This is a genomic window from Enterobacter sp. Li2LvB3 (genome assembly GCF_056156645.1).
The window spans coordinates 56,581-71,605 of sequence record NZ_JBSICG010000029.1 but is presented as its reverse complement, the minus strand read 5'-3'; the positions used below and the strand labels follow the sequence as shown (position 1 = coordinate 71,605).

The 15,025-nt window shown below is 51.2% G+C and carries 11 protein-coding genes, 1 tRNA gene, 1 rRNA gene and 1 pseudogene; 3 read left to right on the top strand and 11 right to left on the bottom strand.

Going from position 1 to position 15,025, the window contains the following annotated elements; translation table 11 throughout:
- The first annotated feature begins 9 nt into the window (after positions 1-9).
- Together ACS603_RS20355 and rrf are read left to right on the top strand one after the other, a co-directional pair.
- A tRNA-Thr gene (locus tag ACS603_RS20355) sits at positions 10-85 on the top strand.
- A gap of 43 nt (positions 86-128) precedes the next feature.
- Positions 129-244 (top strand): 5S ribosomal RNA (gene rrf, locus ACS603_RS20350).
- Positions 245-500: 256 nt separating this feature from the next.
- Here rrf and ACS603_RS20345 read toward each other — a convergent pair.
- From ACS603_RS20345 to ACS603_RS20315, 7 genes are all read right to left on the bottom strand, one after another.
- The gene (locus tag ACS603_RS20345; protein ID WP_014171880.1) at positions 501-1,259 is read right to left on the bottom strand and encodes an amino acid ABC transporter ATP-binding protein; all 759 of its coding nucleotides are present in this window, start codon (positions 1,257-1,259) and stop codon (positions 501-503) included.
- 7 nt (positions 1,260-1,266) lie between these two features.
- Positions 1,267-2,370, bottom strand: a complete 1,104-nt coding sequence (locus tag ACS603_RS20340) for an amino acid ABC transporter permease (RefSeq protein WP_182062732.1) — start codon at positions 2,368-2,370, stop codon at positions 1,267-1,269.
- Between the two features lie 9 nt (positions 2,371-2,379).
- A complete protein-coding gene (locus ACS603_RS20335) occupies positions 2,380-3,561 on the bottom strand; it encodes an amino acid ABC transporter permease (protein ID WP_315687001.1) in 1,182 nt (393 codons plus the stop codon).
- Between the two features lie 67 nt (positions 3,562-3,628).
- Complete coding sequence (locus ACS603_RS20330) at positions 3,629-4,654, bottom strand: amino acid ABC transporter substrate-binding protein (RefSeq protein WP_182062730.1); 1,026 nt, start codon at positions 4,652-4,654, stop codon at positions 3,629-3,631.
- A gap of 491 nt (positions 4,655-5,145) precedes the next feature.
- On the bottom strand, positions 5,146-5,367 hold the full coding sequence (locus ACS603_RS20325; RefSeq protein WP_008502867.1) for a lipoprotein: 222 nt from the start codon (positions 5,365-5,367) through the stop codon (positions 5,146-5,148).
- A gap of 302 nt (positions 5,368-5,669) precedes the next feature.
- Positions 5,670-8,780, bottom strand: a complete 3,111-nt coding sequence (locus ACS603_RS20320) for an efflux RND transporter permease subunit (RefSeq protein WP_474944786.1) — start codon at positions 8,778-8,780, stop codon at positions 5,670-5,672.
- An 11-nt stretch (positions 8,781-8,791) separates the two neighbouring features.
- Positions 8,792-9,931: an efflux RND transporter periplasmic adaptor subunit gene (locus ACS603_RS20315; RefSeq protein ID WP_182062728.1), complete on the bottom strand. Its 1,140-nt coding sequence runs from the start codon at positions 9,929-9,931 to the stop codon at positions 8,792-8,794.
- Between the two features lie 401 nt (positions 9,932-10,332).
- Between ACS603_RS20315 and envR the strand changes: the two are divergent.
- Positions 10,333-10,964: pseudogene (envR, locus tag ACS603_RS20310) on the top strand (acrEF/envCD operon transcriptional regulator).
- Here envR and ACS603_RS20305 read toward each other — a convergent pair.
- The 4 genes from ACS603_RS20305 to dusB form a co-directional block, all read right to left on the bottom strand.
- Positions 10,959-13,040 (bottom strand): putative bifunctional diguanylate cyclase/phosphodiesterase, encoded by a 2,082-nt coding sequence (locus ACS603_RS20305; RefSeq protein ID WP_182062727.1) that lies wholly within the window; start codon positions 13,038-13,040, stop codon positions 10,959-10,961. The pseudogene envR and the gene ACS603_RS20305 sit on opposite strands and share 6 nt — an antisense overlap.
- Positions 13,041-13,178: 138 nt before the next feature.
- Positions 13,179-13,343, bottom strand: a complete 165-nt coding sequence (locus ACS603_RS20300) for a DUF2556 family protein (RefSeq protein WP_014072033.1) — start codon at positions 13,341-13,343, stop codon at positions 13,179-13,181.
- 180 nt (positions 13,344-13,523) lie between these two features.
- Positions 13,524-13,820, bottom strand: a complete 297-nt coding sequence (gene fis, locus ACS603_RS20295; RefSeq protein ID WP_000462905.1) for a DNA-binding transcriptional regulator Fis — start codon at positions 13,818-13,820, stop codon at positions 13,524-13,526.
- 23 nt (positions 13,821-13,843) lie between these two features.
- The gene (gene dusB, locus ACS603_RS20290) at positions 13,844-14,809 is read right to left on the bottom strand and encodes a tRNA dihydrouridine synthase DusB (protein WP_014072010.1); all 966 of its coding nucleotides are present in this window, start codon (positions 14,807-14,809) and stop codon (positions 13,844-13,846) included.
- Positions 14,810-15,025 lie beyond the last annotated feature (216 nt).

Genomic DNA, 15,025 nt, shown 5'->3' with positions numbered 1-15,025 from the left:
ATTTAGCGTGCTGATATGGCTCAGTTGGTAGAGCGCACCCTTGGTAAGGGTGAGGTCCCCAGTTCGACTCTGGGTATCAGCACCACTTAATACGTAGGTTGAAGTTCGGCACATAGTAAAAGAATTTGTCTGGCGGCTTTAGCGCGGTGGTCCCACCTGACCCCATGCCGAACTCAGAAGTGAAACGCCGTAGCGCCGATGGTAGTGTGGGGTCTCCCCATGTGAGAGTAGGGAACTGCCAGGCATCAATTAAAACAAAAGGCCCAGTCGAAAGACTGGGCCTTTTGTTTTAGGTGTTATTTGTCGGTGATAGCTCTCCTGGCTGGCTGCAGGACGCCCGGCATACAACGGGCAGATATCAAATAAGAAAAACCCCGTACCGTAAGGTTCGGGGTTTTTTGCTTTGTGCTGTCTGAAAAAGTCGGGTGGAGGCTTCGCCTTAACCGACCTGGATAGCCCATAGGCCCGGTAGGCAACGCGCCACCGGGCAGAGCAAACGACTAGTGAATCACCTGCGACAGGAAGGCACGGGTACGCTCTGACTTTGGATGAGCAAAGAACTCATCTGGCGGAGCCTGTTCCACAATCTCACCGCGATCCATAAAGATCACCCTGTCAGCCACGGTGCGGGCAAACCCCATTTCATGTGTTACGCACAGCATGGTCATCCCGGATTGCGCCAGACCAATCATGGTATCCAGAACTTCCTTCACCATTTCCGGATCGAGCGCGGATGTTGGCTCATCAAACAGCATAATTTTAGGTTTCATGCACAGTGAACGGGCGATGGCCACTCGTTGCTGCTGTCCACCTGATATCTGCCCCGGAAACTTATTCGCATGTTCAGCAATTCGCACGCGTTCCAGGTAATGCATTGCCAGTGCTTCCGCTTCCTTTTTCGGCATCTTTCGCACCCAAATTGGTGCCAGTGTGCAGTTCTGTAAAACCGTCAGGTGCGGGAAAAGGTTAAAGTGCTGAAACACCATCCCCACTTCCTGGCGCACACGTTCGATATTACGAATATCTTCATTCAGCTCGATGCCATCAACCACAATACGTCCCTGCTGATGTTCCTCCAGGTGGTTAATGCAGCGAATGGTTGTTGATTTACCCGATCCTGAAGGCCCACAGAGAACGATTCGCTCCCCCTGTTTTACCTTCAGGTTGATATCTTTCAGAACGTGAAACTGTCCGTACCATTTATTGACGTTTTCCAGCGTAATCATCGCGTCGGCAGGTGTCATAGTAATCTGGCTCATAATTTCCTCAGTGCGGTGTACGCCCGGTGTTAAAGCGCTTTTCCAGATGCTGGCTATAGCGCGACATGCTAAAACAGAAAATCCAGTAAATCAGAGCGGCAAAGACATAGCCCTCAGTGGACATACCAAGCCAGACAGGATCGACAGTGGCCTGCTGCACACTGCTAAAGAGATCAAACAAGCCGATGATGATCACAAGGCTGGTATCTTTAAAGAGTGCGATGATCGTGTTCACCAGCCCTGGAATAACCAGCTTAAGCGCCTGAGGCAGTATCACCAGCCCCTGTGTTTTCCAGTAACCGAGAGCCAGTGATTCCGCAGCCTCGTACTGACCTTTTGGTAATGCCTGAAGACCACCGCGCACGACTTCGGCAACGTAAGCAGACTGGAATAAAATCACCCCTACCAGTGCGCGAATAAGCTTATCGATCGTCGTTCCTTCAGCCATAAAGAGTGGAAGCATGACCGATGACATAAACAGCACGGTAATCAACGGCACGCCGCGCCAGAACTCGATGAAGAGAACGGAAAGCACACGCACGACCGGCATTCTTGAGCGCCGTCCAAGCGCCAGTAAAATCCCCCAGGGTAACGCACCGGCAATCCCCACGGAGGCGATAATCAGCGTTAGCGTCAGGCCACCCCATTGGCGGGTTTCGACACGTTCCAGTCCCAGGAAACCACCGTACAGCAACACCCAGACAATAATGGGATAGGCCACCGCCCAGCAGGCAATGTAACGCCCACGATGCGGCAGTTTTTTCCAGAACATTGCGGCGATGGAGAGCAAACCGATGACCAGAGCCAGGTTAATTCTCCAGCGTTGTTCGTGCGGGTACAGCCCGTACATAAACTGGCCAAAACGTTCGTGGATAAATACCCAACATGCGCCCGCTTTTGTGCAGTCAGCTCGGGTAGAACCTACCCAGTTAGCCTGCAAAAACGCCCAGTTCAGTAACGGTGGGATCAACTCCCACATCAACCACAGACAGACAATGGTCAGCAGGCCGTTACTCCAGCTGGAGAACAGGTTCTTGCGCGCCCAGTTGATATAGCGTCCGCCAGGTTTTCTGGCTGGACGCGAAGAGTGAGACAATATCGCTTTTGTCATCATGGCTCCTTAACGCTCAACCAGTGCGATGCGACGGTTATAAAGGTTCATCAGCAACGAGATAATCAGACTGATAATCAGATAAACAGACATTGTGATGGCAATAGTTTCAATCGCTTGTCCGGTCTGGTTGAGCACGGTTCCTGCAAACAGTGACACCATATCGGGATAGCCAATGGCGGCAGCCAGCGACGAGTTTTTGACAATATTGAGATACTGGCTGGTCAGTGGCGGAATGATGACCCGCAACGCTTGCGGAATAATGACCTGGCGAAGCGTCACTGTGTTCGGCAGGCCCAGCGAGCGAGCGGCCTCGTGCTGACCATAAGGCACGGCCTGGATCCCTGAACGGATGATCTCCGCGATAAATGCCGATGTATAAATGGATAGCGCCAGCGTCAGCGCCGCCAGCTCAGGAATTAAGACCATCCCTCCCTGGAAGTTAAAACCGCGCAAATGTGGAATATCCCAGTGCAGCGCAGAGCCAACGAGCCAGTGTGCCAGCAGTGGCAAACCCACGATAAGGAGTGCAGCACCGGGCCAGGTTTTGCGAAGCTGACCGGTTTTAATCTGGTGTTTGCGGTTATAGCGGAATAGCCCTACAGAAAGGGCAATAGCGATAGCAATAGCAACAACAAACGCGTAAAGCCCTTCACCTGCCAGAGGCGAAGGAATGTACAGCCCACGATTACTCAGAAAAAGCAGGTCGAAGGCATCCACGGCCTGGCGAGGGCCTGGGAGGTTACGCAGAACGGCAAAATACCAGAAGAAGATCTGTAGCAGTGGCGGGATATTACGGAAAGTCTCGATGTAAATCGTCGACAGTTTTCGCAGCAGCCAGTTTTCAGAAAGCCGCGCCAGGCCGATAAAGAACCCCAGTATGGATGCAAAAACAATACAGAGTGCTGACACCAACAGCGTATTCAGCAGGCCGACCACGAACACACGTCCGTAGGTATCTCCTTCCTGATAATCAATAAGATGCTGAACAATGCCGAAACCCGCACTGCGATCCAGAAATGCAAAGCCGGAGGTGATACCGCGGTTATTCAGGTTAGTAACAGTGTTATGGATTAAATAAACGGCGATAACCACAACCACGACGATGGCTATAATCTGGAAAAGCCAGGCGCGAACCGCGGGATGAGAAAAGGATAACGATCCTTTTACGGCTAAGCGGCGATGGGACATAAAGAAACCTCGGTAACCATGACTCTGGAGTGGGCACCGCAAGCGCGGTGCCCGTTACAGCAAATGCTTAACGTACTGGCGGAGCGTACTGAATACCGCCGTTGTTCCAGAGATTGTTCTGGCCGCGTTTGATCTTCAGCGGGCTTTCAGATCCTACGTTGCGTTCGAAGATCTCGGAGTAGTTACCAACCTGCTTAACAATGTTGTAAGCCCACTTGTTGTCGAGCTTCAGGTCTTTACCGAAATCACCTTCTTTACCTAACAGGTGTGCCATATCCGGGTTAGTCGGGTTCGCCGCTTTCTCATCGACGTTTTTCGAATTGATGCCCATCTCTTCGGCGTTCAGCATGGCAAACAGCGTCCAGCGAACAATGGAGAACCAGTCTTCATCGCCACGGCGAACAACCGGTCCCAGAGGCTCTTTGGAGATCACTTCAGGTAATACGATCCACTCAGCAGGATTGCTTAGCTTGATACGCAGGGCGTACAGCTGAGACTGGTCAGAAGCCAATGTATCGCAACGACCAGATTCCAGTGCTTTCGCAGATTCGTCAGAGCGGTCGAACGTCACAGGCGTATATTTCATATTGTTCGCTTTAAAGTAATCGGCGACGTTCAGCTCGGTATCGGTACCGGCCTGAATACATACGGTCGCCCCATCCAGCTCTTTGGCGCTTTTCAGGCCCGCTTTATTATGGGTAAGGAAGCCGATACCGTCGTAATAGGTCACGCCAGTGAATGACATCCCCATGCCGGCATCACGAGAAGAGGTCCATGTGGTATTACGCGAGAGCATATCAACTTCGCCAGATTGCAGTGCGGTGAAGCGTTCTTTCGCCGTCAGCGGGGTATATTTTACTTTGCTGTCATCACCGAAAACGGCTGCGGCGACGCCACGGCAGACATCAACGTCAATACCGGTAAATTTGCCGTTGGCATCGGCATAAGAGAAGCCAGGTAACCCGTCACTGATACCGCACTGTACAAAACCTTTCTTTTTAACGGCATCAAGCGTTGTGCCCGCGTGGGCCTGGTTGGCTACAGCAAACAACACGCTCGCGGCGGCCAGGCTGGCTATCATCGTCTTTTTCATAATGCATCCTGTGTGGCGAAATTTATCGTTATAGAGGCGTCTTAAAACGCTTTGACCTGTCTGTGGCTTTGGCCAACGTTTATAAAGCAAACGTAATGCCAGGTTTGCGCTCGCGAAAATAAAGGACAACGGAACGCATAATGCTGAGTGTAGACAGGGTTAAATAAATCGAGCGCCCCGAAATGGTGCGAAATTACAACCTGCGCCACAAATTAGAGCAAAAGTTTGATTACATATCGGATATAACAATAGATAGTTTCTGGCGTGAATATTGGCAGGATATTTAATGTAATTGATTTGTGAAAATCATCACTGTTGAATATGAAATTTGAATCGATGCGCAAAAAAGATGTGATTAACGTCGTGGATTAAAATAAGCTGATGGAAGAAACCAGGGCTAATATTTTACTTCTCTGAAAAAACTGCACTATTTCAAAGCAAAAGCGCGGCCGGAGCCGCGCTTTCACAAGTGTACGTTTATGCCTTAGCGATTACTTCGTCAAAGCAACGATACCCAGCGTCAGACCTGCTACTGCGGCAGCACCGCCAGCGATTGCACCGGCTGTTTCCCAGTTATCCTGGGTGGTGCCTTTCATACAGGTATTGGTATGAACCAGTCGCCCCTGATCGTCGTATACCGGTACACATGGAGAGTCGTGCGCGCAACCAGCAAGCAGCGCAGCGAGTAGTGCAACGGAAATGAATCTTTTCATGATGTTACCTCTGCATTCTTTTTAATTCGCTATAAAGCCAGGAGGGCAATTAACGAATCGAGGATATTTTACCATTGTGATAAGCCCTGGTTGCATGGGGAATAATCTCAAATTATGTGGTTTGTAAAAATCATGGAGAAAAGAGACTTACCTGGATGAATTAATGGAGAAAGTGTGAATCTACTGGCGGTTTTATTTTTACCTAATGCAAATGACGCATTTTAAATGTTGTTACGTTTCGCTGGCCAATTCATTGTTTACGTTAAAAATAAAAAGGCACCCAGGGTGCCTTTTGTTAAGCGTTACTCTTTATGACGGGTGAACCGTCGTCGGACAACCACAAAGAACACCGGCACGAAGAAGATGGCCAGAAGGGTGGCTGACAACATGCCGCCCATTACCCCTGTCCCCACGGCATTTTGAGCGCCGCTTCCGGCTCCGCTACTCATCACCAGCGGCATCACACCCAGAATAAAGGCCAGAGACGTCATCAGAATAGGGCGAAGACGCATTCTTGACGCTTCAAGCGTTGCTTCAATAATACCTTTGCCTTCTTTCTCCATCAGGTCTTTTGCAAACTCCACAATCAGAATGGCATTTTTGGCCGATAACCCTATCGTCGTGAGCAGGCCGACCTGGAAGTAAACGTCATTGTTCAAACCGCGAAGTGACGCTGCGAGAAGCGCGCCGATGACCCCCAGTGGCACAACCAGCATGACCGAGAACGGTATAGACCAGCTTTCATACAATGCGGCGAGGCATAAGAAAACCACGATCAAGGAGATGGCATACAGTGCTGGCGCCTGGTTACCTGACAGACGCTCCTGGAATGACATCCCCGTCCAGTCGTAACCGATACCCGCTGGCAGTTTTGCGGCCAGGCTTTCCATCATTGCCATTGCCTCACCGGTACTTTTACCCGGTGCAGATTCTCCGAGGATCTCCATTGATGGCATCCCGTTGTATCGCTCCAGGCGTGGTGAACCGTAAACCCAGTGAGAGCTGCTAAACGATGAAAAAGGGACCATCTCGCCGTTCGCACTGCGCACGTAAAGATTGTTGATATCGCCCGGTAGCATTCGGAAACGGGCATCCGCCTGGACATACACCTTTTTCACACGACCATGATCAATAAAGTCATTCACATAGGTTCCGCCAAGCGCTGTCGAAATGGTCTGGTTAACATCTGAGAGGCTTATACCCAATGCCTGTGCTTTTTCCTGATCCACATCCAGCTTGAACTGCGGCGTATCTTCAAGCCCGTTAGGACGCACGCGCACCAGCAGGTCAGGATGCTCTTTCACCATACCGAGCAGCTGATTACGCGCCTGGGTCAGCTGAGTATGTCCGAGGTTCGCCTGGTCAATCAGCTCAAAATCGAAGCCCGTAGCCGTGCCTAACTCCAGAATGGCAGGCAAGTTAAACGGAAATACCAGGCCATCTTTTATCTGGCTGAACGCTTTAGTAGCGCGGCCAACAATGGCCTCAACGTTGTTTTCACTCCCCGGGCGGTCTTCCCAGGGTTTCAGGCTTATGAAAACCAGGCCCGAGTTTTGCCCCTGACCGCTGAAGCTAAACCCGTTAACGGTAAACACCGATTCCACATTGGCTTTTTCCTGGTTCAGGTAATAGTTCTGAACCTGGTCAAGGACCTGCTGGGTACGCATCTGCGTTGCACCTGCTGGCAGCTGAACCATTGTCATAAACACCCCCTGATCCTCTTCTGGCAGGAAGGAGGTTGGCAGGCGCAGAAAAAGAACCGCCATGCCGCCGACGATAAGGACATAAATCAGCAGGTAACGTCCGGTCTTGCGCAAAATACCGCTGACGCTGTTGGTGTAATGCTCCACACTTTTATCAAAGAGGGCATTAAACCAGCCGAAGAATCCGCCTCGTTTTTCGTGGTGCTCGCTGGCCGGTTTGAGCAGCGTTGCACAGAGTGCGGGCGTTAAAATCAACGCCACCAGTACGGACAGCGCCATCGCAGAGACAATGGTGAGTGAAAACTGTCGGTAAATGGCCCCCGTCGATCCGCCAAAAAAGGCCATCGGGATGAACACCGCAGAGAGCACCATGGCAATACCTACCAGTGCGCCCTGAATTTGTTCCATCGACTTCTGCGTAGCCTCTTTGGGCGGCAGTTTGTCTTCGACCATTACGCGTTCGACGTTCTCCACTACCACGATGGCATCATCAACCAGCAGGCCTATGGCCAGCACCATACCGAACATCGTTAGCGTGTTTATAGAGAAGCCAAATGCGGCCAGTATTGCGAATGTCCCCAGCAATACCACCGGAACCGCGATGGTAGGGATCAGGGTTGCTCGCAGGTTTTGCAGGAAAAGATACATGACCAGGAAGACGAGTATGATCGCCTCAAACAGCGTCTTCACCACTTCATGAATAGAAATTTTCACGAACGGGGTGGTGTCGTACGGATAAACCACTTTCAGCCCTTGCGGGAAGAAAGGCTGCAACTGCGAAAGCCTGGTTTTGATCGCCGCAGCGGTATCCAGCGCGTTGGCACCGGTGGCAAGCTTAATCCCCAGGCCGGTTGCTGCCTGGCCGTTGATCTTCGTCACCATGTTGTAGTTTTCGCCGCCCAGCTCAATACGGGCAACGTCTTTCAGATGCACCATTGAGCCATCCGGGTTCACCTTCAGCGTTACGCGGCCAAACTCTTCCGGCGTTTTGAGACGGGTCTGCGCAATGATGGATGCGTTTAACTGCTGCCCCGGTATGGACGGCGTTCCACCCAGTTGGCCAGCAGCAATCTGGTTGTTCTGGGTTTTCAACTGGTTGATAACATCCAGCGGTGTGAGCTGGTATTTATTCATCGCATTACTGTCTAGCCAGATGCGCATGGCGTACTGGGCACCAAACAGCTGAACATCGCCAACGCCGGATGTACGGCTAATGGCATCTTTCACATTCGATGCAACGTAGTCAGAGATGTCATCCTGGGTGAGGCTCTTATTGTCCGAAACAAAGCCCGCGACCAACAGGAAGCTGCTACTGGATTTCTCTACGCCAATACCCTGTTGCTGCACTTCCTGCGGCAACAATGGCATGGCGAGCTGGAGTTTATTTTGCACCTGTACCTGGGCGATGTCCGGGTCTGTACCTGACTGGAAGGTCAGGGTGATCGTCACGCTACCGGCAGAGTCGCTGGTGGAGGACATATACATCAGGTTATCGATACCGTTCATGTTCTGTTCGATAACCTGTGTAACGGTGTCCTGTACCGTCTGGGCGTCAGCACCAGGGTAAGTTGCCGTGACCGCCACCGCAGGTGGCGCAATGGTAGGATACTGTGCAATGGGCAGTTTTAAGATGGCAAGCCCACCGGCAATCATCAGAATGATGGCGAGCACCCAGGCAAAAACAGGCCTCTGGATAAAGAAATTAGCCATGTTCTCTTCCCTTAACTGGCTGTATTGGCAGTGGTATCGGGTGTAGCCACCACGGTGGTGCCAGGACGGGCTTTCTGTAAACCGCTGACGATCACGCGGTCACCGTTCTTTAACCCTTCGGTAATCAGCCAGCGATCGCCAATGGCCTGTGGCGCAACAACCGTGCGCGATTCCACCTGATTTTTGTCATTAACAACCAGCACGGTTGCATCGCCACGTGGTGTGCGAGTCACCCCCTGCTGAGGCACCAGAATTGCGTCTGGCTGTATGCCTTCATCAATGCGTGCACGCACAAACATGCCCGGCAATAGCAGGTGTTTAGGGTTCGGGAAAATAGCGCGAAGCGTAATCGAGCCGGTGCTTTCATCCACCGTCACATCGGAGAATTGCAGCGTGCCTTTCAGGGGATAAGGCTGACCATTTTCCATCAGTAACTCGACGGCACTGCTGCCATCTCCTTTTTGCAGGCTGGACTGCTTCAGACGCATAAAATCACTGCTGGGTTGGGTCACGTCGACATAAATGGGATCAAGCTGCTGGACGGTTGCCAGAGCAGTGGCCTGTCCATTGGTGACCAGCGCCCCTTCGGTAACGCTGGATTTACCGATCCTGCCCTCAATGGGGGATGTCACTTTGGTATACGCCAGATTGATACGGGCGCTCTCTACCCCTGCCTGCGCTGCGACCACGCTGGCATCAGCCTGCTGAGCCGTTGCTACGGCCTGATCGTACTCCTGCTTACTGACATATTGTGTGCCCACCAGTGGGACATAACGTTTGACTGTCAGATGGGCAATATTTGCCGCTGCCTGGGCCTTAGCCAGCTCACCTTTTGCGTTGTCGTATGCTGCCTTGTAGGTTGCGGGATCTATCTGATAAAGGGAGTCCCCGGCTTTGACATCGCTTCCTTCCGTAAAGTTACGGCGCAGTATGATCCCGCTCACCTGTGGCCGCACTTCTGCAACGCGGAAAGCATCGGTTCTGCCCGGTAGCTCAGTGGTTACGGCCAGTGGCGCGCTTTTTACGGTATACACGCTAACCTGCGGCGATTGCGGATGCTGTTGTTGGTCATCCTGCCCATCGCAGCCCGCGAGCAGGGCGGCGCAAACAATTAAACCGGATAAGGGTAAGAGCCTGAAATGAAGTGTCATTACTGTTCCTTTAAATACCCATAACCGATGTTTGCCGAAAATCGGTGAGAGGGCTGAGGGCATAAAAACAAAAAATGTAGCTGCGTATAATAATGAGGGTATTTAATGTTTTTTAATTTATAAGTGCTGAGGAAGAGATGGGAACACCATAATCAGAATTTTACACTCTGTATTAGAGGTATCATGGCGATCGGTTTATTTATTTTATCCGTTGTCCATTCACATTATTAATGTGTTTAATGAATATGGCGCAAATGAATCATTTGCCAAATCTATGAATTAAATGAAGTGACTTTTTTTGTACAAAATGAATTCCCGTTCTGGTGAATACTTCTGTTTTTCTGAGCCCGCTTATTGGCTGCGGATTGCGTATCAACCCTGCGAGTAATGAGTTACTGCCTATGGCGCGTAAAACCAAAAAAGATGCACAAAAGACACGGCAACAGCTGATCGAAGCGGCCATCGGGCAGTTCGCTACGCGCGGTGTGGCGAACACGACCCTGACGGATATTGCCGATGCTGCGCGGGTGACTCGTGGGGCGGTGTACTGGCATTTTTCCAGTAAATCAGAAATATTTAATGCTATCTGGGAACAGCAATTACCGCTGCGGGAAATAATCAGGGATAAGCTCTCGCTTTCAGAGGATGACGACCCGTTGTTAATGCTTCGTGAGCAATTTATTACCACATTACAATATATCGCCCATGAACCCCGGCAGTATGCGCTATTACAAATTCTTTATCATAAATGTGAGTTTAGTAACGAAGTTATTTCAGAGTGTGAAATTCGTAAGCGTATTGGCATAAATGACGATTGCCTGCGTAAAACGCTGGAGCTGTGTGTTTTAAAAAATGCGATTTCACCCAGCGTGAATATTGATCTTACGCTGATTGTTTTCCACGGTTTCTTTAGCGGATTGATAACAGAGACAGCTTTAATCTTTATCAACAGGCTCCTGCTCTGGTCGATAATATCCTGGCGACACTGCATAGCACGCGCGTGTCGCCAGCGGTTTATGGCGTTGCGTTATGACACTCTGGTGGGAAGCAACTCCCCGTCCTGGCACAGGGCTTCAACGGCCTGTGCCGTAACAGGTTTACCTAACAGGTAACCTTGAAGCGTGTTGCAGCCCAGTTCTGTTAAAAATTCCTGCTGTGCCTGTGTTTCAACACCTTCGGCAACCACTTTCAGGTTAAGCGTTTTGGCCAGTGCAACGATAGCCGAGACAATCGTTGCATCATCACTCTCCCCGCTCAGCTCTTTCACAAATGCCCGGTCTATCTTCAGCTCACAGGCCGGTAAACGTTTAAGGTAAAGCAAGCTTGAGTAGCCTGTACCAAAGTCGTCAATGGAGGCTTTTACACCTGCATTGGTTAACTCGGTGAGCACACGTACACTTTCATCCGGGTTACTCATTGCCGTGGTTTCGGTCACTTCCAGAATCAACATTTCAGGTGGCACATTGTGGCGCGCCAGGCAGTCGAGCACGGTTTTAACCAGTGAAGGCTGCTCGAACTGAAGCGTTGACAGGTTCACCGCCATCGACCAGCTCTGGTGTCCCTGGATATGCCATTCCCGCAACTGGCGGCAGGCTTCGTTAATCACCCAGTTACCGATAGGAATAATTAGTCCCGTTTTTTCGGCCAGCGACAGGAACATGTCCGGTGTCAGCAGGCCCTGTTTCGGGTGTTGCCAGCGCAGCAGGGCTTCAAATCCGAGGACTGGCCCTGCCGGAGCGTGGAATTTAGGTTGATAAAGCAGACGTAACTCATCGCGGTCGATAGCCAGCCACAGGTCATTCATGAGCTGGAGATGCGTTTGCGCCATGGTGTTCATTGATGGCTGGAAGAAGTGATAGCCATTTCGTCCCATATGTTTGGTGTGGTACATCGCCGCATCAGCGTTAAACATGAGCTCACGATCGTTATGACCGTCGTGCGGGTAGAGTGCAATGCCGATGCTGAGGGTCACGACCAGCTCGCAGGGTTCCAGGAGGAAGGGGCTATCAATCGCGCGAACCAGCGCGCTTGCCAGTGAGGCGGCATCATCTGGCCCTTCCGTTTCGGCCAACAGTACAAACTCATCTCCACCGATACGGGCAAGAGTGTACTGGCCTTTCAGTGGCAGTAGCATGCGTTTCGTGACGGCAACCAGCAGCCTATCGCCCACATCGTGGCCGTAGGCATCATTGATGGCTTTAAAGCCGTCGAGATCCATAAACATCAGCGCAAAATGGGAGCCTTCACGGTCAGCTTTGCTGATGGCTTGATCAAGTCGGTCTTCCAGCAGAATACGATTGGGCAGGCGCGTCAGCGTATCGTGTAGCGCCAGTTGTGCCAGCTCGCGGTTAGCTTCTGCCAGAGAAGAGGCCAGCAAAGACGTACGCGCCTGGAGGCGGGCATCCAGCATCGATACCAGCAGGCTGATCCCAAGAATTGAGAGCGCCACGACACTGACCAGTACCGCCAGCCAGCTGCCGTTAATGCCGTCGTGATGCACCATTGTCGACATTGGAAACTGTGCGGCTTTCATGCCAGCATAGTGCATCCCGGCGATGGCTATCCCCATGGTGATAGCCGCTCCCAGGCGCATCAGCGCCACCTGTGCGGCTTCGTGACGTAAACGGAACGTTAGCCACAATGCGGCGAGTGACGCGACGAGGGCGATGACGACAGAAATGGCCACCCAACCTTTATCCCAGACAATGCCCGGCATAACCTCAAGCGCTGCCATGCCGGTGTAGTGCATGGCGACAATACCGCTCCCCATCACTAACGCGCCGGGCAGCAGGCGGCGTAAACGCAGTTGCTCGCAGCTGACAAGCCACAACGCAAACATCGATGAGCCAATGGCAATCACCATCGATAGCACTGTAAGCGCCGCGTTGTAACTCATGCTCATGGAGAGATCCATGGCCAGCATCCCGATGAAATGCATCGCCCACACGCCGATACCCATTGCGATACCACCGCCCGCTAACCAGATGCGAGCAGCTACTCCCTGGCTTCCGGCGACACGTGCAGCCATATTCAACGCGGTAAAGGCAGCAAGGATGGCGACAACAAAGGAGGTGACTACGAGGATTTGGTTGTATTGGCTAACCAGCATGGTCTTTTCAGCTCGTTGTGAGAAGTTTAGCAAGAGAGGTTTAGAAGGGCTGAGACATTATCACCGTCAGGTAATGACTCAAAGGGATTTAAATCCCTTCAATTATTGAGTGATAGCAGGGTGTGCAGTGTCTGACGCTTAATCGAGATCGGAACAATTCACGAGCTTTAACGGGTTCACAGAATTCATATTGCGGCACTTATCGGTTTCGGTGCTCATCAGTTCAATCCACTGCATCAGTAGCGCATCGAAAATGAAAACGGAGACAGCAAAGACAACCAGCCACCAGTATTTACGAATCATTGTGACATTCCGGGAAAAGAGAGGCCGTTAAGGTGGTGGAAATATACACGAAAAGTAGATGTTGAAAAGTGGGAAATGTGAAGGTTTACAAAGCATTGACGCTAAATGTGAGCGGCAATAAAAAAGGCGCTTCCCCATGCCGAAGAGCGCCTTTTTAAACAAGCATTTAACTGACTAGTATCAGTTCATGCCGTATTTTTTCAGTTTCTTACGCAGAGTACCACGGTTGATACCCATCATCAGCGCAGCGCGGGTTTGGTTACCGCGGGTGTATTGCATCACCATGTCCAACAGTGGCTGTTCAACTTCAGCCAATACCAGCTCATACAGGTCATTAACATCCTGACCGTTCAGTTGAGCAAAATAGTTCTTCAGTGCCTGTTTAACCGAGTCACGCAGGGGCTTTTGAGTTACCTGATCCTGAGAGTTAACGGTGGAAACGGTCAGTACGTCAGAATTTACGCGTTGTTCGAACATAGTTCTGTCAGCTCTTTATTTCATTACGCAAGATTTTCGAAGTATGCCTCCAACGCCTCCAGCTGTACGCTGGCATCCTCTATGGCGTTGAATGTGCGCCGAAACTGGTCATTCGGAGCGTGCTCCTGGAGATACCAGGATACGTGTTTACGCGCAATTCGGTACCCTTTTGCCTGACCGTAAAAGTCATGCAATTCCCGAACATGCGAACAAAGCAAGCGCTTAATCTCTGCCAGAGGCAGTGGAGCAAGCAGCTCTCCAGTGTCCAGATAATGCTGGATTTCCCGAAAGATCCAGGGTCTTCCCTGAGCGGCACGTCCTATCATCAGAGCATCAGCTCCCGTATAGTCGAGCACAGCTCTGGCTTTAAGCGGGTCAGTTATGTCGCCATTCGCGATAATCGGAATGGAAACTTTCTGCTTAACTGCCCGAATGCTGTCGTATTCAGCTTCACCGTTGAACAAACAGGCGCGAGTGCGTCCATGAATGGTCAGGGCCTGAATGCCACAGTCTTCGGCCAGTTGGGCAATCTCTACACAGTTACGGTGATCCGGCGACCAACCCGTGCGAATCTTCAGCGTAACAGGAACGTCCACCGCGCTGACAACCGCCTCCAGGATTGACTTCACCTGGTCGGGGTATTGCAGAAGGGCTGAACCTGCAAGCTTGCGATTCACCTTTTTGGCCGGGCAACCCATATTGATATCAATAATCTGGGCGCCACTTTCCACGTTAATACGCGCGGCATCTGCCATCTCTTCAGGCACGCTTCCGGCAATTTGCACGGTACGAATACCTGGTTCATCTATGTGCACCATCCGCAGGCGGGACTTATCGCTTTCCCACACTTGCGGGTTAGACGACATCATCTCGGATACGGTTAATCCTGCTCCCATCTCGTAGCACAGCGTCCTGAATGGTCGGTCGGTAATACCTGCCATAGGTGCTGCGATCAGGCGATTTCTGAGCTGGTGGTGTCCGATGCGCATGAGTTAAGAAATGACCATACTGTGACTGCAAGGCGGCGTATATTACGCATTTTTTGCACGAGATGAAAGGCCAAACTTTGAACAATCCACTGTTGTAGATCAATGAATCGCCGCTCAGGGCCTGTGGTAAAAATTATTCATGATTTAAATCATTATGTTATGCGATAACGGTTATTTTATCGTCTCTTACAATTTCCCGTAACTTCTCATCATTTC